Genomic DNA, 20,370 nt, shown 5'->3' on the forward strand with positions numbered 1-20,370 from the left:
CATGCAGCGCAAAGAGTACCTTCAGGCCTTCATCGCCCATACCAATCGCAACATCTTCCTCACGGGGAAGGCTGGCACGGGGAAGACAACCCTACTACATTATATCAAGGAGCACACCTACAAGAGCTGCGTCATCGCTGCTCCCACGGGTATCGCCGCACTCAATGCAGGCGGTACGACCCTCCACTCCCTCCTACAGCTCCCCATCGGCGCCTTCATCCCCGACTCGATGGCCCAGCTCCCGTCGACGCCCAATCAGCTACTGGTCACGCCACGGGACTTCCGCCGACACATCCATCTGCAGGAGCGTAAGATCCGCCTCCTTCGAGCCCTCGAGCTGCTGGTCATCGACGAGGTGAGTATGCTCCGTGCCGACACGCTCGACCTCATCGACCTCCTCCTGCGTAGCGTCCGTAGAAGCCCGCTACCCTTCGGCGGTGTGCAGGTGCTCTTCATCGGCGACCTGATGCAGCTCCCGCCCGTGGTCAAGCCGCAGGAGTGGGACGTACTGCGCCAGTACTACCCCAGCCTCTTCTTCTTCCACGCACACGTCCTGCAGAAGTACCCCCCGCTCTATATCGAGCTCACACACGTCTACCGCCAGCAGGATGCCGGCTTCATCGACCTACTAAACCACCTGCGCTACAGCGCCCTCACCCCCGAGGACATACAGTGGCTCCGTGGACGTATCAACCCCGCCTTCGACCCCATCAAGAGCGAGGGCTACGTGACGCTGACGACGCACAATGCCCGTGCTGACGAGATCAATCGCAAGGCTCTCGAGGCCCTCCCTGGGGCATATCAAGACTATCACGCCAGCATCGCAGGGGACTTCCCCGACCACCTCTACCCCATCGAGCCCATGCTCCGCCTGAAGGTCGGCGCGCGCGTCATGCTCATCAAGAACGACCTCCAGCAGCCCCGCCGCTTCTACAATGGTATGCTCGCTACCGTCGAGGAGATGACCGAGAAGAAGCTCATCGTACGGCTGGAGAATGGCGAGCTCCTCGACGTACCCGCCTACAGCTGGGAGAATGCCCGCTACCGTCTCAATGAGGATACAGGCGATACCGAGCCCGACATCCAGGGCACCTTCAAGCACTTCCCTATCCGCCTGGCGTGGGCGATCACGATACATAAGAGTCAGGGGCTGACCTTCGACCGTGCAGCCATCGACCTCGAGGCCGTCTTCGCTTCGGGGCAAGCCTACGTAGCGCTCTCCCGCCTGAGAAGCCCCGAAGGCCTTGTCCTCCTCTCGCCCTTAGGCTCCGACACGCTCTCCGTACCGCCCGAGATCACAGGCTACGAAGCCACCCGAGCCAGCGACGAGGAGCTACGTCAGTGCCTCATCGCCGACAAGCTCAGCTATTGGCTCCAGCAGGCTGTCCAAGCCTTCAGCTGGAGCGACGTCGCCGACCTCTACCGCCAGCACGCCTACAGCTACCGCATGGAGAGCGAGCGTAGTCAGAAGAGCCGCTTCGGAGACTGGGCGCATGAGCAGGCCTTCAAGGTCGATGAGCTGCGTCAGGTAGCCGACCGCTTCGTCCAGCAGCTCCACGGCCTCTTTGCAGAAGGGGAATCCGCCCTTCCCTCCATCGCTGAGCGCACCCGTAAGGCCTTCGCCTACTTCCTCCCCCGCTGGACGGAGGTCTTCGTGAGCCTACTACAGACCCAGCGCGACGCCCGTGGCATGAAGAAGGTGAAGGAGTTCATCGCCGAGCTCGACCTCCTCTATGCCGAGACCGTACGCCTGATGCGCGGCCTCATACGCATCGAGAGCTGCATACAGGCCCTCGCTACGGGAGAGCCGCTCAATCGTGATGACCTCCAGATAGACGAGCGCCACGGCAAGTGGCTCCAAGCCGCAAAGGCCGAGGTCAAGACGCCCTACATCGTACCCGACAGCGGTGCGCCTTCCCCCAAGACCAAGAAGAAGACCGCCGAGCGAGAGCCCCGTGTGAGTACACAGGAGCAGACGTGCCACCTCATCCGCGAAGGGAAGACCGTACTCGAGGTAGCCAGCATCCGTAAGCTCAGCGTCGGCACCATCTACGGACATATCACGCAGCTTCTCGAGAAGGGCCTCCTCACGGAGCAAGAAGCAGGTATCGACAGCCGTCAGATCGATGAGCTCGCGCCACTCTTCGCCAAGATGGGTGATGAGGCGGGGCTGAAGGACATCCACGAAGCCCTCAAGGGGCGTCTCGACTACTACGAGCTACGCCTCTACCTCACCGCCTTCCGACTGCATCGGACCCGCCGATAGAGGTAAGTCGGAGAGCATTAGGACAATACACCTTTTTCATTATCTTTGATAGGCGCTACACCTGACACTAATAAGGCGCTCAGATAAGATATGAAGCAGTTCAGCCAATTAGCCATCCGCATCTTCCAGGAAGCTATCCAAGCCTACGAGCTACGAGGCAGCGTGGACACACCCTGCACAGGCAATCCCTACCCCGAGCACACGATCGAGCATGACCTCTTCCGCAAGAACTGGATCGACAACGCCCAGTGGTGCCTCGAGGACATCATCCGTGACCCCGAGATCGACCCCGTCGAAGCGCTGAAGATCAAGCGCCGTATCGACCGCAGCAACCAAGAGCGCACCGACCTTGTGGAGCTCATCGACAGCTTCTTCTACACCCACTTTGCAGATGTGAAGCCCCTCCCCGATGCCAAGATCAACACCGAGAGCCCCGCTTGGGCTATCGACCGTCTCTCCATCCTCGCGCTGAAGATCTACAATATGAACAAGGCCGTCCAGCAGGCTGGCTCCGATGAAGCACTCCGTGAGAAGTGCGCCTCCAAGCTCCGCACCCTACGCGAGCAAGAGGTCGACCTCACGACAGCTATCAACGAGCTCCTCGAGGACATCGCCGCTGGTCGTAAGTACATGAAGGTCTACAAGCAGATGAAGATGTACAACGACCCCGAGCTCAACCCCATGCTCAAGGGTCAGACCTTGTAGTCTCACCACTCCTACCCGCTATCTGTGGCCCGCTACCTCATCATCCGCCTCTCTGCTATGGGCGACGTGGCGATGCTCATCCCCCTGCTCTACGCCGTAGCACGTGCCAACGAGCAGCATGAGTTCATCCTGCTCACCCAGCCGTTCTTCACGGAGCTCCTCCTCGATGCCCCCGACAATGTCGAGGGGATGGCTATCGACATCCGTCGTGGCGAGGAGCGTAGCTTCCTCGGACTGCTACGCTATGCTCGGCGCCTCAGGCATGAGCACTTCGATGCGGTACTGGACCTACACGACGTACTGCGCACCAAGGTACTCCGCTCGATCCTCCGACTGACGGGCGTACCCACGCAGCACCTCATCAAGCCCCGTGAGGGGCGACGCCGCCTCGTCGCCGACAGCGCGACGAAGGATCTCACGCCGCTACCGCCGATGTGGAGCCTCTATCAGCAGGTCTTCCGCTCGGCGGGGCTGAGCGTCCCCGAGGCCATTCCTCCAGTGGCCATCCACCCCAGCCTCCGTGCGACCTTCGAGCGGCTCCACCCCGAGCTGACTCAGTCTGTGCCAGGACGCCTGCGTCTCGGCATAGCTCCCTTCGCCTCGACACGGGCGAAGACCTACGACCCCGCTCTGATGCAGGAGGCGCTCCGCCTCATCGAGGAGAGCGAGCGCTTCGAGATCTTCCTCTTCGGTAGCCGAGGGAAGGAGCAAGCACAGATAGAGCAGTGGGCTACGAACCGCCCTCATATCCACTCCGTCGCTGGGCGGCTTGACCTCTCGGACGAGCTCATCCTCATCGCTTCGATGGACGCTATGATCTCGATGGACAGCGCGAATATGCACCTGGCGTCTATGGTCGGCACGCGTGTCTTCTCCGTCTGGTGCTGCACACATCCCGCAGCTGGATTCCTCGGTATAGGCCAGCGCCTGGAGGATTGTCTACAGCCCGAGGATGCTCCTCGCCGTCCATGTAGTATCTTTGGGGACAATAAGCACTGCCACACGGGGCCCGACTTCGCTTGCTCAAGGGCACTTCGCCCCGAGCGCATCCTCGAGGCAGTCCTCACTCTCAGCGAAGGCGCAGCTTCATAGCGCCACCTTTTTTCCGCCCTTTCTCCACGAATGAAACTACGTATCAATAAGCTGATCAGCGACGCTGGCCTGGGCTCTCGACGTGATGTCGAGGAGTATATCCGCCTCGGTCGCGTCAAGATCAACGGGCGTCGCGCCCAGCTCTCCGACCTTGTCTCGGAGACCGATGTCGTCTTCTTCGACGAAGTAGACCTCCCTGTCAAGGAGCTTATCCAAGAGCATGCCGCCGAGGAGAAGCTCCAGACCAAGCTCAAGAAGGATAGCGAGCGCCCTCGTACCCGCGACCGCCGCAGCGAGCGCGCCGAGAGCCAGCGTATCCTCTCCGCTCCGAAGAGCGCTGCCCTGCGCAAGACGAGCAAGAACAACCCAGAGAACAAGCGCACCCATAAGGCTCGCACCGAAGGCTGGGGCGACGAAGAAGAAGTCTTCGACGAACGACTCCTCCGCCACCACAATAGTGGCCGTCGCGGCAGTGCACGCAATACCCGCCCCGCACGCTCTGAGCATCGTGGGCATAGTGGCAAGCGCCGCTCCTTCGACGAAGAGTAGTCCGCACGGCGTGCGGGCTTCACCTCTTCACGCTCTTATCCCCACATCTTTATGCACGTATATATTGTACGCCACACGTCTGTCGTCCTCGACGGCAATGAGACGTGCTACGGCGATATGGACATCGACGTACGCCCCACCTTCGAGGAGGAGGCCAGGGTCACACGCGCCGCACTCGAAGGTCTTAGCTTCGACGGCGTCTTCTCCTCGCCCCTACAGCGCGCCCGCAAGCTCGCGGACTTCTGTGGCTACGGCTTCGCCACCCTTGACGACCGCCTGAAGGAGATGAACTTCGGTGATTGGGAGGGTCAGCCTTGGGCCGAGATCATCAAGGACGAGCCTGTGGATCAGTTCTTCGCCCGCTACATCGAGGGCGTACCTCCTGGCGGTGAGTCGCTGATGATGCAGTATGCTCGCGTACGTGACTTCTTCCTCGAGAAGCGTCGTGAGGGCTATAAGCAGATCCTCGTCTTCTGCCACGGCGGCGTCATCAACTGCGCCCGTGCGATCACCGGTGAGGTGCGCCTCGTCGATGCCTTCGCGACCCTCCCCGGCTTCGGCTCCGTCACGCGCCTCGACTTCACCCATCTCGAGGACTAATCGACATCACGAAGGACGCGGAGCGAACAATTATGCCCTGTATCTTGTAGTTATATAAATAGGGATCCCATGGGTACGCATACCCGATGGGACTTCCCCATACAGACAAGACGCAAGACCCGCTATTTACTATTATCACTTCTACATAAACAAGACAATGAAATTCTCAGAAAGAATGCAGGCTGCTATCAATGAGCAGATCAACTTCGAGATGTTCTCCGCGAACACCTACCTCTCTATGTCCGCCTACTTCGCTCAGCAGGGCCTCGACGGCTTCGCTCACTGGTACTATATGCAGTACAAGGAGGAGCTGACTCACGCTGAAGACATGATGCGCTACGTCCTCACGCGCGGTGGCAAGGTCGAGATCAAGGCTGTCGCTGCAGTAGAGACGGAGTTCAACTCTCCCCTGGAGATCGCCGGAAAGGCTTACCAGCACGAATGCCTCGTCTCCGAGAAGATTGAAAACCTCGTGCGCATCGCTTCTGAAGAGAAGGATATGCCTTCGCAGGACTTCTTCTGGAAGTACATCCGCGAGCAGGTCGAAGAAGAAGCTAACGCTACAAACCTCATCGACCGCGTCCGCATGGCTGAGGGTGCCGCTATCCTCTTCCTCGACAAGGAGCTCGCAGCACGCCAGTAATCCCTTCGTCTCCCCCCAAACGACGAGCCGCCAAGTCACCCGCTCAGGGTACTTGGCGGCTCGTCTGCTTTATACAGCGACCGCTCAGAGGTGTAAAAAGCTCCCCAATATGCCTCTCCGAAGAGGTACGCAAGCCCTTCGCTTTATCGCGCGTATTCCTCTTATCCAGCGGAGCGAAAAGTGTCCTTCCTGCGAAGAAAAAAGCGCCTTCACGTAGTGGTTTTCCTCTGTCTACGCACGTAGTCTTAAAGACCAGGCACGAAAACCCTAAAGTCTACGTACGTAGATATTAGATCCACGTACGTAGTCCAAACTTATCTACCACTCGTCCACAACTTTTATCCCTACGCGGAGCAACAACCTAAATATTGGTCACTTCACAAAGCTGTATAGGGATCAGTCCAAAGCTATATAGCTTTACCCACGTACCCATATACCTATATATGGGATCCTTGCGGAAGACCTACCCGACCCGCAGTACTAAGGCTATTTCGCCTATATTTGCAGCCATGAAAAAGACATTACTCTCTCTTATCCTCCTCGCTTGCCTCGGGGTCAGCCAGCGAGCCGCTGCGCAGAACGAAGACCGCGTACACTCCGCCACCGTCGTCGAGCTCGGCCTACATAGCCGCTTAGCCTACCACCAAGCCCTACCACTGGGACTGGTGGCGAGCGCACACGTCGGCTACGAGCTCCACACCAACCCCGTCGGCTTCCTCGACAAGGAGAATAGTGCTCCCCTCGAGTACACCTTCCCGATGCTCCTCCCCACGGCGGGCATTGAGCTTCGCTGGTACACAGGGCGGGAGAAGAGCCAAGAAGAAATCAATAGCGGGCTCTATGTCGTGGCAGGTGGTGACGTGCAGACGCGCACCGCAGGCGTCGTCTTCAACCGCCTCTACCGCGGTCCGTGGCGCTATCGCTACGGAGCAAAGGCAGGCCTCGGCCTTGTGTCCGTCCTCGGCGATGTCATCTACGCCAAGATCGAGATCGGCGGACGCTATAGCAGCCCCTTCCTCGGGAGCCAAGGCAGCGAGTACTTCGCCCCCTACGGCGACATCGGGATCGGCATCAAGCTGTAGACGGCTGGGGAAGGACTTGATATGAAAGCTCTATCTTTGATCGTTTCGCTTATATAGAGTAGCACGATCATTATGAAAGCAAATAAGATCCTCCTTGGCTTAGCACTAAGCCTCTCCGCCCTGACTGCTTGCAGTAGTGGACAGAGTGAGCAGTCCGCACAGGATAGCACCACTCAGCCCTCTGCCAGCGTCGTCGCGAACCCCGACAGCCTCCCCTACCACATCGCGAAGAACTACTTCGCTGCCGAAGACTCGCTCCCTGCGACGCTCACAAGCGAAGAGGAGCTGAATCGCCACCTCGGTATGGCTACGACTATGGCGGACAAGCCCACCGAGATCGACTGGCAGCGTGAGTTCGTCATCCCCGTCGTCCTCCCCGCTACGACGATCTCCACGGAGATCCTCCCCGTACGCCTGAAGAAGGACTCTGAGGGCAACCTCGTCCTCACCTACAAGGTGCAGCGTGGCGAAGACATGAAGACCGCTGAGATACGCCCCTTCACCGCGATCATCGTATCGCGTGACTTCCTCGCACCTGTACGCCTCGAGGAAGCTAACTAACCTCCTTATTCCCTACGAAATAGGGCATGCGCAGCCCCGCTTCCGAGCCTTCGGGAGCGGGGCTGCGTGCATCTATACAGCCGGCTCTCGGTGGGGCAGTCGCAGAGTGTATGAAAAAAGACAGTGACAGTGGGGGATAAGTACGTGACTTTTTCGTACATTTGCGCTGACTTTTGCGGGGGTAGTGCATCGCTTGATGTCCACTTTGCTGGGTCACAAGTCATGTGCTATGCACCAGCAGAAGCACTCGTGTGTAATTCATAGTAAGTTTAACAAATGGAAAATTTGAAAGAGATCAAGCCCATCGCGGACTTCAACTGGGATGAGTTTGAGAAGGGAGAGGTAGCGTGCTCTGCTTCTCGTCAGGAGCAGGAAGCCGCTTATGATGGCACCCTGAACAACGTTAAGGATCAGGAGATCGTCATCGGTACGGTTACCAAGATTGGTAAGCGCGAAGTACTCGTCAACATCGGCTTCAAGAGCGAAGGTGCGATCAACTCAGCTGAGTTCCGCTACAACCCTGACCTCCAGGTAGGCGACAAGGTCGAGGTCTTCATCGAATCACAGGAAGACAAGAAGGGACAGCTCGTCCTCTCACACCGTCAGGCACGCGTCGCTCGCTCATGGGATCGTATCAACGAAGCCCTCGAGAAGGACGAAGTGGTACGTGGCTACGTCAAGTGCCGCACGAAGGGTGGTATGATCGTCGATATCTTCGGTATCGAGGCCTTCCTCCCCGGCTCACAGATCGACGTCCGTCCTATCCGCGACTACGATGCTTATGTCGACAAGACCATGGAGTTCAAGATCGTCAAGATCAACCAGGACTTCAAGAACGTCGTCGTATCGCATAAGGTTCTCATCGAAGCTGAACTCGAAGCTCAGAAGGCTGAGATCATCAGCAAGCTCGAGAAGGGTCAGGTCCTCGAAGGGGTCGTCAAGAACATCACTTCTTACGGTGCCTTCATCGACCTCGGTGGTATCGATGGTCTCGTCCACATCACCGACCTCTCTTGGGGCCGTGTATCTCACCCCAGCGAAGTTGTTAGCCTCGACCAGAAGCTCAACGTCGTTATCCTCGAGTTCGACGAAGCTAAGAAGCGCATCGCTCTTGGTATCAAGCAGCTCCAGCCACATCCCTGGGATAGCCTCGACGCTAACCTCAAGGTGGGCGACAAGATCAAGGGTAAGGTCGTTGTCCTCGCTGACTACGGTGCATTCATCGAAGTTGCTCCTGGCGTAGAAGGTCTCGTCCACATCTCTGAAATGTCTTGGACGCAGCACGTCCGCTCGGCTCAGGAACTCCTGAAGGTCGGCGACGAAGTCGAAGCTGTCATCCTCTCTCTCGACCGCGAAGAGCGTAAGATGAGCCTCGGTCTTAAGCAGCTCAAGGAAGATCCATGGGAAAACATCGACAAGCGCTTCCCCATCGGCTCTCGCCACACGGCTAAGGTCCGCAACTTCACCAACTTCGGTGTCTTCGTAGAGATCGAAGAAGGTATCGATGGTCTTGTACACATCTCCGACCTCTCTTGGACGAAGAAGATCAAGCACCCCAACGAGTTCACGGAAGTCGGTGCTCCTCTGGAGATCGTCGTCCTCGAAATCGACAAGGAAAACCGTCGTCTCTCTCTCGGCCACAAGCAGCTTGAAGAGAACCCCTGGAACGCCTTCGAAGCTGACTACCGCGTAGGTACGATCCACGAAGGTACGATCCGCGAATTCGTAGAGAAGGGCGCTGTCATCTCGCTCCCCGAAGGTATCGAAGCATTCGCTACGCCTAAGCACCTGGTCAAGGCCGATGGTACGCAGGCTGTCAAGGGCGAAACGCTCCCCTTCAAGGTTATCGAATTCAACAAGGATTCTCGCCGCATCATCGTCTCTCACAGCCGTACCTTCGAAGACGAAGCTAAGGCTGAAGCTCGTGCAAGCGAGCGTGCAGAGCGCGCTGAGCGTCAGGCTCGCCACCAGGATGCTTCTGCTGCCGTCGCTGCTACCAATGCTGCTACGGAGAAGGCTACCCTCGGTGACCTCGATGCACTGGCTGCCCTCAAGGAAAAGCTCTCCTAAGAGACGCTTCGCATAGCCTACCCGTGAGGTAGGTGCAAAACAACGGACGCCCCGTCTTCCACTGTGGAAGGCGGGGCGTCTTCTTTATATCGTTGGGCGCTTAGGCCTATCGCTTCTGAGGCGCAGTGCGCTTGCGGGAGATATGGGCAGTGCCACACTCGGCATCCTTGTCATAGCTCAGGCGAGCAAAGACGGGATAGTGGTCGGAGGGAGCGCGACGCACGTGCTTCTTCAGGCGCACCTCGGCGGGAGCTTGGCTACTCCCCTCTTCGGTAGCGTCCTCACGCTCCGTCCAGTAGCTATCGGTACGCACGGCATAGCGCAAGACACGGTAGTCAGGAGAGACGAAGATATGGTCGATACGGCTCGGCGTCTTCAACTCGGTGTCGAAGGCATTGAACGTCCCGTTGGGTGCCAGCTTACGCTCGGCGATAGCATACGAGTCACGCAGGAGGGCTGTTGAGGTCAGTAGGCCATAGACCTCATCGGTCTGGTCGACATTGAAGTCTCCCGTGAGGATGTGAGAGGCACCCGTGGGCACGAGACTGCGGATACGACTCATCACGAGGCGAGCGGACTCCATACGCGCCCGACGCCCGACGTGGTCGAGGTGGAGGTTAAAGAAGTACAGACGCTGATGGCTGCGCAGGTCTTCAAATTCGCCCCACGTACAGATACGGATGCAGGCAGCATCCCAGCCGAGGGCGGGGCGGTCGGGTGTCTCGCTGAGCCAGAAGTTACCCGAGCGGATCTTCTTCAAGCGGCCCTTGTGGTAGAAGATGGCGGAGTACTCACCTTCCTCACGCCCATCATCACGGGCGACACCGATGTAGTCATATTCGGGGAGCCCTTTCAGAAGGTCGTGGATCTGCCCGACCTTCGCCTCCTGCGTGCCGAAGATATCAGGGCTTTCGTAGGAGAGGATTTCGCAGATGACGGGGCAGCGCTGGCTCCAGCCATTGCCCTGCTTGGCGTCGGATTCATTCTGGTAGCGGACGTTGTACGTCCCGACGAGAAGCTCTTGGGCCTGCACGCCGAGGACGGCGACGAGGCTAAGAGCGAGGGTGAATAGTCGCTTCATGCTGATTGATTCATGTATTCAGTGTGTATCTATACAAATATACGCCATTCACCAGACTGCCCTGCAACATACAGCCCCCTTCCTAAGATGCATCATCCCCTTCAAAAAAGTAGCCACATTGAACATTCTTCCAGAAAAATAGTAGCCCAATGAGGGATTCTCACTGGGCTACTACTCTAATAACTATGAGCTAGCTATTATTCCTCTCTGATAGGGAACAGTATGGGATCAGCTGCTTTCTTCTTCTTTTTTACGTCGTTGTATAACTCCTGATCTGCCTTCATGACATCACGTGTATTATCGACATAAATCCGAGGAGCACCAGAGACTGTAAGCTCAATTTCTCCCAAACTAAGTTTGCACTTTGGCGTATTGTCTACCGGGAATTTTAAGGTTTCATCATATAGATTCCAGGCCAAATGACAGTGACAACTCCACCCTGATGATTTTAGAGGAACCCTACTATAAATATAAGCATTGTTCCCCTGCTGCTTCTCCTTCCCATTGATGGTCTTTTTAAACGGCTCATTAAGCTCTCGAATCATCTTTTCAGCAGTATGATGAACGATGATTCCGTAATATTTTAGCTCCTGATCTCCGAGTCGGTAAGCATCAACTAGAGGTAAACCAAAGAAAATACTTTCGTCTGCATCATAGAGGAACTCTCCATGGGCTAGACAGCCCTTAACAGCAAAACCATTCTTGAATGATTCCTGCATAAGAACTACTCCAGCTTTTGATATTCGATTTAGATCCTCAGGAGTATCACTCTCTGTAACAACCAGAATTGAATCTGAGAAGAAAGCCAGTTTTAGGTGTCCTCCCTTAAGCAGATTCTCTGATCGATTATCCAAGGATCTCCGAAAGCACTCCAACTTCTCTCGTGCCTCCGCAAAAGGTGTTTCTTGGACGAATGCACTAAATCCCATGATATCAACGAGCAGGACAAAGCGCTTTTGCTTATCACTTGCCCATTTTCTTTTCTTGTCTCGCACAGGTTGTTCTGTAGTCTTTTCCATTGATATTACTCTGTTAATTAGACTGTTATTGATCTGATTATATCTTTCTAAGGCGAAAGAGTGTATGTGTTTCAGTACCAAAGATAGTATATCTATGCAAATATACGCGTATACGCCATTCACCAGACTGCTCTGTGCCCCACTCCTTGCGCACATCACTGCTCCTCCTCTGATTCTGGAGGCGTGACGACCTATATTGGTCACTGAGTCGACCTATATAGATCCACGTCGCGACCACTATAGGTTCGCATGCGGACCAATAGTGGTTCACCCGCAGACCAATATAGGTTCATATTCCGATCCAATAGTGGTTCATACTATGAACCCATAGTACTTCCACTGCAAACCAATAGTGGTCGAAATAGGGGGCTATATAAGTGCACGCTCCACCCCAAGTAAGTCACTGAAATATAGCGGGCTAATCGAAGTACCTTTACCCCGCCCTGCCTCACACCACCAGCGAGGTACGAGCAGGCGTAACTCTCCGAGCGAGGAAGTCGTACCTCCCGCCCTTCCTCACCCCACCCCACAGGAGCGCGCGGGATGGGCTAAAGTCTGGAGAACCACGAGAATAGTCGTACCTTTGCGCCCAAGAATAGATAACTGATGTCGACAACACCTCATCCCTCCCCCCTCATCCCATCGGCAGCACGTGCCGGCCTGACCTTCGGGCTCATCCTCGTCGTGATGTATACCGCCCGTATACTGAGCTTACAGGTACCCCTCCTGCAGATTCTCTACTTCTTCGGGGTCATCATCGTGCCCATCGTGGCCTATCGAGGTGCCCGAGCTTATCGAGATTACTTCTACCCCACGGGGCCCTTCAAGGCTGGTCAAGGCTTCAGCTACGTCGTCCTCCTACACGTCTTCGGCGGTATCTTGGCCTTCATCCCCCAGTACTTCTACTTCCGCTATGCGATGCCTGCGCTCCTGGCGGCTTGGGAAGAAGCCCTGCGCACGATGCCAGGGGCGACCGCTCAGATGCGTGAGATGATCCTGCAGATGCAGGGTATCACCCTCTGGCAGTGGCTCTGGACGGACTATTGCCTGACGATCATCCTGGGCGGAATCTGGGGCCTCATCACGGGGCTCATCCTACGTCGCAAATAAGATAGATACATGGACATCTCTGTCGTAATACCCCTATATAACGAAGCCGAATCCCTGCCCGAGCTCGAGGCATGGATCCGACGCGTGATGGAGGAGCATGGCTTCTCCTACGAGATCATCTTCATCAACGATGGTAGCACGGACGACTCCTGGCGCATCATCCAGGAGCTTCGCGAGAAGAACCCCCATGTGCGTGGCGTGAAGTTCCGCCGCAACTATGGGAAGTCCCCCGGTCTGCAGTGCGGCTTCGCCCGCACCCGTGGCGACGTGGTCATCACGATGGACGCTGACCTGCAGGACAGCCCCGACGAGATCCCTGGCCTCTACCGCATGGTCAAGGAGGAGGGCTACGATCTGGTCAGCGGCTGGAAGCAGAAGCGCTACGACCCCGTCCTCAGCAAGAACCTCCCCTCCAAGCTCTTCAACGCTACGGCGCGTAAGCTCTCGGGCATCGACAACCTGCACGACTTCAACTGCGGGCTCAAGGCCTATCGCTCCGAGGTCGTCAAGAGTATCGAGATCTACAACGACATGCACCGCTACATCCCCTACATGGCGAAGGTGGCGGGCTTCTCACGCATCGGTGAAAAGGTCGTACAGCATCAGGCACGTAAGTACGGCACGAGTAAGTTCGGCCTCAACCGCTTTGTCAATGGCTACCTCGACCTCATCACGCTGTGGTTCACCTCGACCTTCGGCCGCAAGCCCATGCACTTCTTCGGGCTCGGTGGGAGCCTGATGTTCATCATCGGCTTCCTCGCGCTGGCCGTCGTCCTGTGCAGTAAGCTCTTCCATATCTGGACGGGTACGCCTGCACCGCTCGTCACGGACCGCCCCTACTTCTTCATCGCACTCACGGCGATGGTCATCGGGACGCAGCTCTTCCTCTCGGGCTTTGTCGCAGAGCTGCTGGCGCGTCAGTCGCAGGACCGCAACGACTACAAGATCGACGAAGAAATCTAACTCCACATACACACACGCTATGCACCACCTACGCCACGTAGTGCTGGCTGCTGCCCTTCTCCTCGGCTTCGGCTCGTGCCAGAAGTCTGGGAGCGGTAGCGAAGGCGACTACACCAAGCTCACGGGGGAGGTTTTCACGACGACCTTCTCCATCCAGTACAATGCCCAGAAGGACTATTCGGAGGCCGTCGACTCGACCTTCCATGCCTTCAGCCACTCGCTCAACCCCTTCGACTCCACGAGCCTCATCTCAGCGATCAACCGCAATGAGTCGCAGCTTATGGACTCGATGCTGCGCGAGGTCTTCCTACAGTCCGTCGTCATCTCGCGCCACACAGGTGGGAGCTATGACGTGACCTGCGCCCCACTCATCAACCTCTGGGGCTTCGGCTTCGAGAAGAAAAAGACCGACAGCGTCACCCCCGAAGCCATCGACAGCGTCCGCGCCTTCGTGGGCTTCGACAAGGTCCACCTCGACGGCATGCGCATGATCAAGGAGGACCCCCGTATGAAGATGGACTTCTCCTCCATCTCCAAGGGCTACTGCTCCGACCTCGTGGCACGCATGCTCAAGCACCGTGGTGTGACGAGCTACCTCGTCGAGCTCGGTGGGGAGATTGCCTTCGAGGGCACCAACTCACGAGGTGAGAGCTGGGTCATCGGCGTCGACAAGCCCATCGCAGATCCTGCGGGCGTGATCAATGACTTCCAGGTGCGCGTACAGCTCCCCCGTACCGCTGGCGGGCTGGCGACCTCGGGCAACTACCGCAACTTCAAGGTCGTGAATGGCAAGAAGATCGCCCACACCATCGACCCACACACGGGCTATCCCATCCAGACGGATGTGCTGAGTGCGACGATCATCGCCCCCACATGTATGCTCGCTGATGGGCTGGCGACCGCCTGCATGACCCGCACGGCAGCCGACGTCCCCGCACTGATACAGAACTTCCCTGGGGTCGAATACATGCTCATCCTCGGCGACGAGAAGACGGGCTTCCGCACGGTGATGTCCCCCGGCTTCGAGCGCCTCATCCTCCCCGACTAATTCACTACTCACTAATAATACGATTCAATATGAAGAAGATCATTGCCCTTTACGGGCCTTATGACACAGGAAAGACGACTACGCTACGCACGCTCTCACGAATTTTCTTGGAGCTGATAGAAGAGAAAGACGATTTCCAAGTAGTCTTCCACTATGATAAGGATACGAAAATAGCTATATCAACCGGAGGGGATGATAAGGGTATATTCGAGGAAGATACACACCTCTACGACGGGACAGACTGGAAGCCTCATACTTTTGCTACTCCAAAAAGAATATCGGATATTCTAGACTTTATTAATCCAGAGGATGACAAAAAGAAGATCTCGACTTTGCACGAGCTCTCGCCTCAGCTCCAGAATCCGTATACAGTCGCTACGGCGCTACGCAAACTCTCTCGAGAGTTTTTAAAGCTGATAGAAGAGAAAGAAAATGAAACAGGTGATATTCAAATAGCCTTCTGTTACAGAGGCAAGAAAATAGTTATATCGACCGCAGGGGATAATAAGAAGACTGTCACGGAGAGCACAAACTTATTCAAAACGTTGGAGGCAGATATTCTTGTTACCGCAACTAGAACTAAAGGAGGCTCTGTAGATGCCTTAGAGGCCTTCGAGGAGGATGATATTGGCACGAAAGCTATTTGGATCTATAAGAGTTATCTTACTTATAGTGAGTTGAACCGTGGGAAAAAGGGTAAGCCTCTGAAAGAGTCTATCACAAAGGAACAGATTGAAATCATTAGAAATACGATCAATGAGCAACAGGCTAAGATCCTTAAAGCTACCATCGATTTGATAATTGATAAATGGGAAGAACAGTCCGAGGATAATTCCTCCTCATCTGACCCTGTCACAGAGTAAGGGATAAGCAGAAGCTCGCCCGTGGATTCCTTGAGTGGAGTCCACGGGCGAGCTCTTTATTTTCCTTCGGTTGGTGCTTGGCGAAGGGAGGGGACGGAAAGGGCGAAGGAGAGGGGCTTCCTTAGCCCGCATAGAATGGGTTCCCCCCGCCTGCCAAGAGATTGGTATCATATTTGCACGAAGGTAAATAGCTCCCGCACGGCATAGCACGAGCAGGAGGATAATGATAGCGCCTATACCGCCCCTCTATGTGGTGTAAGCCACTAATATATAGCAAATAACAATAAATAATATGAGCGAAGAAATCAAAGATCAAGAGCTGGAGCGCGACGAGCAGACAGCCGCAGAAGAGCAGACAGATTGTCAGACAAACGAGCAGGCTCAGCCTCAAGAGGAAGAATTGACCGAGAGCCCAGCCGAAGAACTTTCGCCCGAAGCCAAGCTTCAGGCCGAGCTCGACAAGCTCAAGGACGCGCACCTGCGTCTGGTCGCCGAGTATGACAACTACCGCAAGCGCACCCTCAAGGAGAAGAGCGAGCTCATCCGCAGCGGTGGCGAGAAGGCCCTCACCGACCTCTTGCCCGTCGTCGATGACCTCGAAATCGCCCTGCAGAACCTCGACAAGGCCACCGACCTCGATGCCCTCAAGGAAGGCGTGCACCTGATCTACTCAAAGTTCGTGGACTACCTCAGCCGTCAGGGCGTCACAGCTATCCCCACCGAGGGCGAGAACTTCGACGATGAGCTCCACGAAGCCATCGCCACCTTCCCCGCCCCCGAGGAGAGCCTCAAGGGTAAGATCATCGACTGCGTCAAGAAGGGCTACAAGCTCCACGACAAGGTACTACGCCACTCCTCTGTGGTCGTAGGTCAGTAAGGAAAGGAGAAACTATCTATGGCAGAAAAGAGAGATTACTATGAAGTCCTTGGCGTAGCTAAGGGCGCTTCGGCCGAAGAGCTGAAGAAGGCCTACCGCAAGCTCGCCATCAAATATCACCCCGACAAGAATCCCGGGGACAAGGAGGCCGAAGAGAAGTTCAAGGAGCTTGCTGAGGCCTATGACGTACTGAGCGATCCAGAGAAGCGCCAGCGCTACGACCAGTTCGGTCATGCCGGCGTCGGTAGCAGCGCCGCCAGCGGTGGCGGTGGCTTCGGCGGAGGCATGTCGATGGAAGATATCTTCAGCCGCTTCGGCGACCTCTTCGGAGGTGGTGGCTTCGGAGGCTTTGACTTCGGAGGCTTCGGCGGAGGTGGCGGCGGTGGCCGTCAGGTCCTGCGCGGCTCCGACCTTCGCGCTCGCGTCCGCCTCACCCTCGAGGAGATCGACAAGGGCGTAGAGAAGAAGCTCAAGGTGAAGAAGCAAGTCGCCTGCTCCCACTGTCACGGAGACGGTACCACGGAGAAGGACGGCAAGAAGCAGTGCGACACGTGTCACGGCTCTGGCGTCGTCATCTCCGCTCAGCGCAGTATCTTCGGCATGATGCAGACGCAGTCCGTCTGCCCCACCTGTGAAGGTACGGGTGAGGTCATCACTAAGCCCTGTAGCTTCTGTAAGGGGAAGGGCACGCAGATCGGCGAAGAGGTCGTATCCTTCCGCATCCCTGCTGGGGTGGCCGCGGGCATGCAGTTCTCCGTCCAAGGTAAGGGGAACGCAGCTCCCCGCGGTGGTATACCCGGTGACCTGCAGGTCGTCATCCAGGAAGAAGAGGATCCCAATCTCATCCGCAACGGCAATGACCTCATCTACAACCTCCTCATCTCCGTACCTACAGCCGCCCAAGGTGGATCCGTCGAGGTACCTACGATCGGTGGGAAGGCACGTGTGAACATCGCTGCAGGCACGCAGCCAGGCAAGGTCCTCCGTCTGCGAGGCAAGGGGCTCCCTTCGGTCAACGGCTACGGCAAGGGTGACCTGCTGGTGAATGTCAATGTCTTTATCCCGAAGCTCAACGAGAAGGCCGATGCCTCCGTCCTTGAGACGATGTCCGCACCCGCCTTCGAGCCTACGGACGAAGCCCGCAAGGAGATCGATAAGCACTACCGTCAGATGCTTCGATAGTCCCGACCACAAAAGGGAACTCTATAAATAGGCGAGGCCGCGATCATCAGATGATCGCGGCCTCGCTTTCGCTTTGTGTGTATGTTCGTGGAGAGGTCTGTGCCCTACTTAGAGACCCTTGGGATTGGGGCCGTAGGCGTTGTCACCGGGCTCGCCTTCCTGAACGAAGAGATAGATCAGGTAGAAGGCACCGAAGGGGATAAGAGCAATAAGGAGGTACTTCCAGTCCTTACCCAGGTCATGGAGACGACGTACAGAGATTGCAAGGCCTGGGAGGAGGAGGGCAAGGCTTACAATAAGGGAGAGGACGCTGTGCAGACCGATGAGGCCATCAATGAGGCCAGCTACGAAGCCAATGACGAAGGCGCAGAGTGTATAGCTCCAGTATTCACGGCGGCGTGCACGGCCACTGAAATCCATGTATTTAAGAGTTACACCTTCCTTGAAATACTCGAAGATAGCTTTTTCTTGCATGAGTCTTTTAGTTGTTTGTGGGTTGATATATCGTAATTATAACGTAGGTAAAGATACGGATATTATCTACGGTAACAAAAAGATGACTCCACAGCACTCTATACAAGGCGTGCCCGCACCGACCTCATGGGGTCAGGTGCGGGCACGCCTTGTATAGAGATGCGAGCCTCAGGGCTTACTTAGCCTGCTCGAGAGCAAGCGTACGTGAGGGCTGGTCGCAGAGCTCGGGATCACCGTAGAACTGGATTGGGCCAGGATAGATGAAGCACGTATCCTTAGCCCACTCAGCGCGGTTAGCTGCGAAGTAAGCGAAGGGCTTGCCCTGAAGGTCTACGAGAGCCTTCTGGATCACAGGCTTCATTTCGCCGTGACGACGCTCCATGTTCATCATCATCGTCGTGGGGATACCACCAGCGATCCACTCAGTAGCGGGAGCCGTGAGGTTCTGTACAGAGCTCATGTAGCCCGTCACACCTGAGGCGATGAGGCAAGCAGCCGTACGACCGAGGGCGTAGCAGTAGTCAGCATCGAAGTTCGAGGGCATAGCGCAGCGGCCTTCGTAGCCGAAGAAGTGGGTGAGGGGAGAGAACTTACCCGTGAAGCGACCTTCTTCCTTCCAAGCAGCGAGCTTGGTAGCGACCATCTCAGCCAGGAGCTTTTCCGTCTCGATGAGCGACACCTGGACGTTGCCGTGGGGGTCACGGTCGAGCGTCAGCTGGCGAGCTACCGTAGCGGGCAGGCTGGCGTAGAGAGCTGAGTTAGCAGCGCTGAGGTGCTCAGCGACATAGGCACGCTGCTCGTCAGCGGGGACAGCGCGGAACTCTGCCTCGTGGTGTGCGAGGTAGTCGTTGAGCTCAGCGATGAGCGCCTTGAAGGCAGGGATGAATTCGATAAGACCTTCGGGGATCAGTACCGTACCGAAGTTCTCACCCTTAGCAGCACGAGCGGCTACGACCTCAGCGATGTAGGTGACTACGTCGTCGAGGGTCTGGTTCTTAGCCTCTACTTCTTCGCTGATGATAGCGACGTTGGGCTGTACCTGCAGGGCGCACTCGAGGGCGATGTGCGAAGCAGAGCGGCCCATGAGCTTGATGAAGTGCCAGTACTTGCGAGCAGAGTTACAGTCACGCTGGATGTTACCGATGACTTCAGCGTAGACCTTCGTAGCGGTGTCGAAGCCGAAGGAGGTCTCGATCTGCTCGTTCTTCAGGTCACCGTCGATGGTCTTGGGGCAGCCAATGACCTGGACGGGAGCGCCGATGCTCTTGTAGTATTCTGCGAGGACTGCAGCGTTGGTGTTGGAGTCGTCACCACCGATGATGACCAGCGCACGGATGTCGAGCTTCTTGAGGATCTCGAGGCCCTTGTCGAACTGAGCCGTCTCCTCGAGCTTCGTACGGCCAGAGCCGATGATGTCGAAGCCGCCGGTATTGCGGTACTCGTCGATGATGTCGGCCGTCAGCTCGATATAGTTGTGCTGTACGAGACCGTCAGGACCCATGAGGAAGCCATAGAGACGGCTATCGGGATGGATCTTCTTCAGACCGTCGAAGAGGCCTGCGATGACGTTGTGCCCACCAGGAGCCTGACCGCCAGAGAGGATGACACCGCCATTGATGGGCGTGCCAGAGGTAGCCTCGCTCGAAGCTTCGAAAGTGAGCTTGGGGAGACCGTATGTGTTAGGGAAAAGCTTGGCGATAGCTTCCTGATCGCTGACGCTCTGCGTAGCTGCACCGAAGACGGTCTTCACGCCACCTTCCAGTGCCTTAGGGAGCTTGGGGCTGTACTTGCTACGAGCCTGCTGGAGTGCACTCTTAATCATTATTGCTTGTTTGGGTATAATAGAACCTATGGATTTGCGGTACAAAGATCTTAAAATTTCTTCATAATAGCCTCCACTTTTCCTTTTTGCCCGTAGATAAAGGCCTTTTAGATGCTCGCGCGCCCGCCCGCGAAGGCGATTTACCTGCCACCCACCTCTCTTTTTCACCCCACTCACCCCACCTTCTCCATCCCTCCCAAGCGCCTCTATTACAGCGTCTCTCGAGGTCACCAGAGCACAGACCTCAAAGCCCCCAAAATTTGACCAGTACTGGTCGCCGTTCTGACCAGTACTGGTTGCTTTCGTGACCAGTACTACTTACTATGAGTGACCAGTACTGCTCGCCGCTCTGACCAGTACTGG

General features: G+C 56.4%; 19 protein-coding genes. 15 read left to right on the forward strand and 4 right to left on the reverse strand.

Going from position 1 to position 20,370, the window contains the following annotated elements:
• Nucleotide 1 precedes the first annotated feature (1 nt).
• The 9 genes from KO088_RS07485 (at nucleotide 2) to rpsA (ending at nucleotide 9,568) form a co-directional block, all read left to right on the forward strand.
• Nucleotides 2–2,266, forward strand: a complete 2,265-nt coding sequence (locus KO088_RS07485; protein WP_215494223.1) for a helix-turn-helix domain-containing protein — start codon at nucleotides 2–4, stop codon at nucleotides 2,264–2,266.
• A gap of 90 nt (nucleotides 2,267–2,356) precedes the next feature.
• A complete protein-coding gene (locus tag KO088_RS07490) occupies nucleotides 2,357–2,971 on the forward strand; it encodes a DUF4254 domain-containing protein (protein WP_009433385.1) in 615 nt (204 codons plus the stop codon).
• Nucleotides 2,972–2,995: 24 nt separating this feature from the next.
• Nucleotides 2,996–4,063 (forward strand): glycosyltransferase family 9 protein, encoded by a 1,068-nt coding sequence (locus tag KO088_RS07495; RefSeq protein WP_215494224.1) that lies wholly within the window; start codon nucleotides 2,996–2,998, stop codon nucleotides 4,061–4,063.
• Between the two features lie 30 nt (nucleotides 4,064–4,093).
• The gene (locus tag KO088_RS07500) at nucleotides 4,094–4,612 is read left to right on the forward strand and encodes a S4 domain-containing protein (protein WP_060934954.1); all 519 of its coding nucleotides are present in this window, start codon (nucleotides 4,094–4,096) and stop codon (nucleotides 4,610–4,612) included.
• A 51-nt stretch (nucleotides 4,613–4,663) separates the two neighbouring features.
• Complete coding sequence (gene cobC / locus KO088_RS07505; RefSeq protein ID WP_215494225.1) at nucleotides 4,664–5,212, forward strand: alpha-ribazole phosphatase family protein; 549 nt, start codon at nucleotides 4,664–4,666, stop codon at nucleotides 5,210–5,212.
• 157 nt (nucleotides 5,213–5,369) lie between these two features.
• Entirely contained in the window at nucleotides 5,370–5,855 is a 486-nt protein-coding gene (locus KO088_RS07510; protein ID WP_215494226.1) for a ferritin, read from the forward strand.
• Between the two features lie 509 nt (nucleotides 5,856–6,364).
• Entirely contained in the window at nucleotides 6,365–6,937 is a 573-nt protein-coding gene (locus tag KO088_RS07515) for a hypothetical protein (protein WP_060934957.1), read from the forward strand.
• 72 nt (nucleotides 6,938–7,009) lie between these two features.
• On the forward strand, nucleotides 7,010–7,498 hold the full coding sequence (locus KO088_RS07520; protein WP_215494227.1) for a hypothetical protein: 489 nt from the start codon (nucleotides 7,010–7,012) through the stop codon (nucleotides 7,496–7,498).
• A gap of 276 nt (nucleotides 7,499–7,774) precedes the next feature.
• Nucleotides 7,775–9,568 carry a 30S ribosomal protein S1 gene (gene rpsA, locus KO088_RS07525; RefSeq protein ID WP_215494228.1) on the forward strand — a complete coding sequence of 598 codons (1,794 nt, stop codon included), beginning with the start codon at nucleotides 7,775–7,777 and terminating at the stop codon, nucleotides 9,566–9,568.
• Nucleotides 9,569–9,674: 106 nt separating this feature from the next.
• Here the strand turns inward: rpsA and KO088_RS07530 are convergent, their stop codons facing one another.
• Together KO088_RS07530 and KO088_RS07535 are read right to left on the reverse strand one after the other, a co-directional pair.
• Nucleotides 9,675–10,649, reverse strand: a complete 975-nt coding sequence (locus KO088_RS07530; RefSeq protein ID WP_215494229.1) for an endonuclease/exonuclease/phosphatase family protein — start codon at nucleotides 10,647–10,649, stop codon at nucleotides 9,675–9,677.
• A gap of 197 nt (nucleotides 10,650–10,846) precedes the next feature.
• Nucleotides 10,847–11,668, reverse strand: coding sequence for a hypothetical protein (locus KO088_RS07535; RefSeq protein WP_215494230.1), 822 nt, complete (start codon nucleotides 11,666–11,668; stop codon nucleotides 10,847–10,849).
• A 606-nt stretch (nucleotides 11,669–12,274) separates the two neighbouring features.
• On the opposite strand from KO088_RS07535, the gene KO088_RS07540 reads away from it, so the two are divergent.
• The 6 genes from KO088_RS07540 to dnaJ all read left to right on the forward strand — a co-directional run bounded on the left by KO088_RS07540 (nucleotide 12,275) and on the right by dnaJ (nucleotide 17,711).
• On the forward strand, nucleotides 12,275–12,778 hold the full coding sequence (locus KO088_RS07540) for a DUF4199 domain-containing protein (protein WP_188808503.1): 504 nt from the start codon (nucleotides 12,275–12,277) through the stop codon (nucleotides 12,776–12,778).
• Between the two features lie 9 nt (nucleotides 12,779–12,787).
• Entirely contained in the window at nucleotides 12,788–13,741 is a 954-nt protein-coding gene (locus tag KO088_RS07545; protein WP_215494231.1) for a glycosyltransferase family 2 protein, read from the forward strand.
• Nucleotides 13,742–13,760: 19 nt separating this feature from the next.
• The gene (locus KO088_RS07550; protein ID WP_215494232.1) at nucleotides 13,761–14,789 is read left to right on the forward strand and encodes an FAD:protein FMN transferase; all 1,029 of its coding nucleotides are present in this window, start codon (nucleotides 13,761–13,763) and stop codon (nucleotides 14,787–14,789) included.
• Between the two features lie 29 nt (nucleotides 14,790–14,818).
• Nucleotides 14,819–15,652: a hypothetical protein gene (locus tag KO088_RS07555; RefSeq protein ID WP_215494233.1), complete on the forward strand. Its 834-nt coding sequence runs from the start codon at nucleotides 14,819–14,821 to the stop codon at nucleotides 15,650–15,652.
• A gap of 292 nt (nucleotides 15,653–15,944) precedes the next feature.
• Nucleotides 15,945–16,529 (forward strand): nucleotide exchange factor GrpE, encoded by a 585-nt coding sequence (locus KO088_RS07560; RefSeq protein ID WP_215494234.1) that lies wholly within the window; start codon nucleotides 15,945–15,947, stop codon nucleotides 16,527–16,529.
• Nucleotides 16,530–16,547: 18 nt separating this feature from the next.
• Complete coding sequence (gene dnaJ / locus KO088_RS07565; RefSeq protein WP_215494235.1) at nucleotides 16,548–17,711, forward strand: molecular chaperone DnaJ; 1,164 nt, start codon at nucleotides 16,548–16,550, stop codon at nucleotides 17,709–17,711.
• Between the two features lie 108 nt (nucleotides 17,712–17,819).
• Here dnaJ and KO088_RS07570 read toward each other — a convergent pair whose 3' ends face one another.
• Together KO088_RS07570 and KO088_RS07575 are read right to left on the reverse strand one after the other, a co-directional pair.
• On the reverse strand, nucleotides 17,820–18,185 hold the full coding sequence (locus KO088_RS07570) for a DUF805 domain-containing protein (RefSeq protein ID WP_215494236.1): 366 nt from the start codon (nucleotides 18,183–18,185) through the stop codon (nucleotides 17,820–17,822).
• Nucleotides 18,186–18,360: 175 nt separating this feature from the next.
• A complete protein-coding gene (locus KO088_RS07575; RefSeq protein WP_215494237.1) occupies nucleotides 18,361–20,007 on the reverse strand; it encodes a diphosphate--fructose-6-phosphate 1-phosphotransferase in 1,647 nt (548 codons plus the stop codon).
• Nucleotides 20,008–20,370: the final 363 nt, after the last annotated feature.

It is taken from the genome of Porphyromonas bobii, from assembly GCF_943169685.1.
Lineage (GTDB): Bacteria > Bacteroidota > Bacteroidia > Bacteroidales > Porphyromonadaceae > Porphyromonas > Porphyromonas pasteri.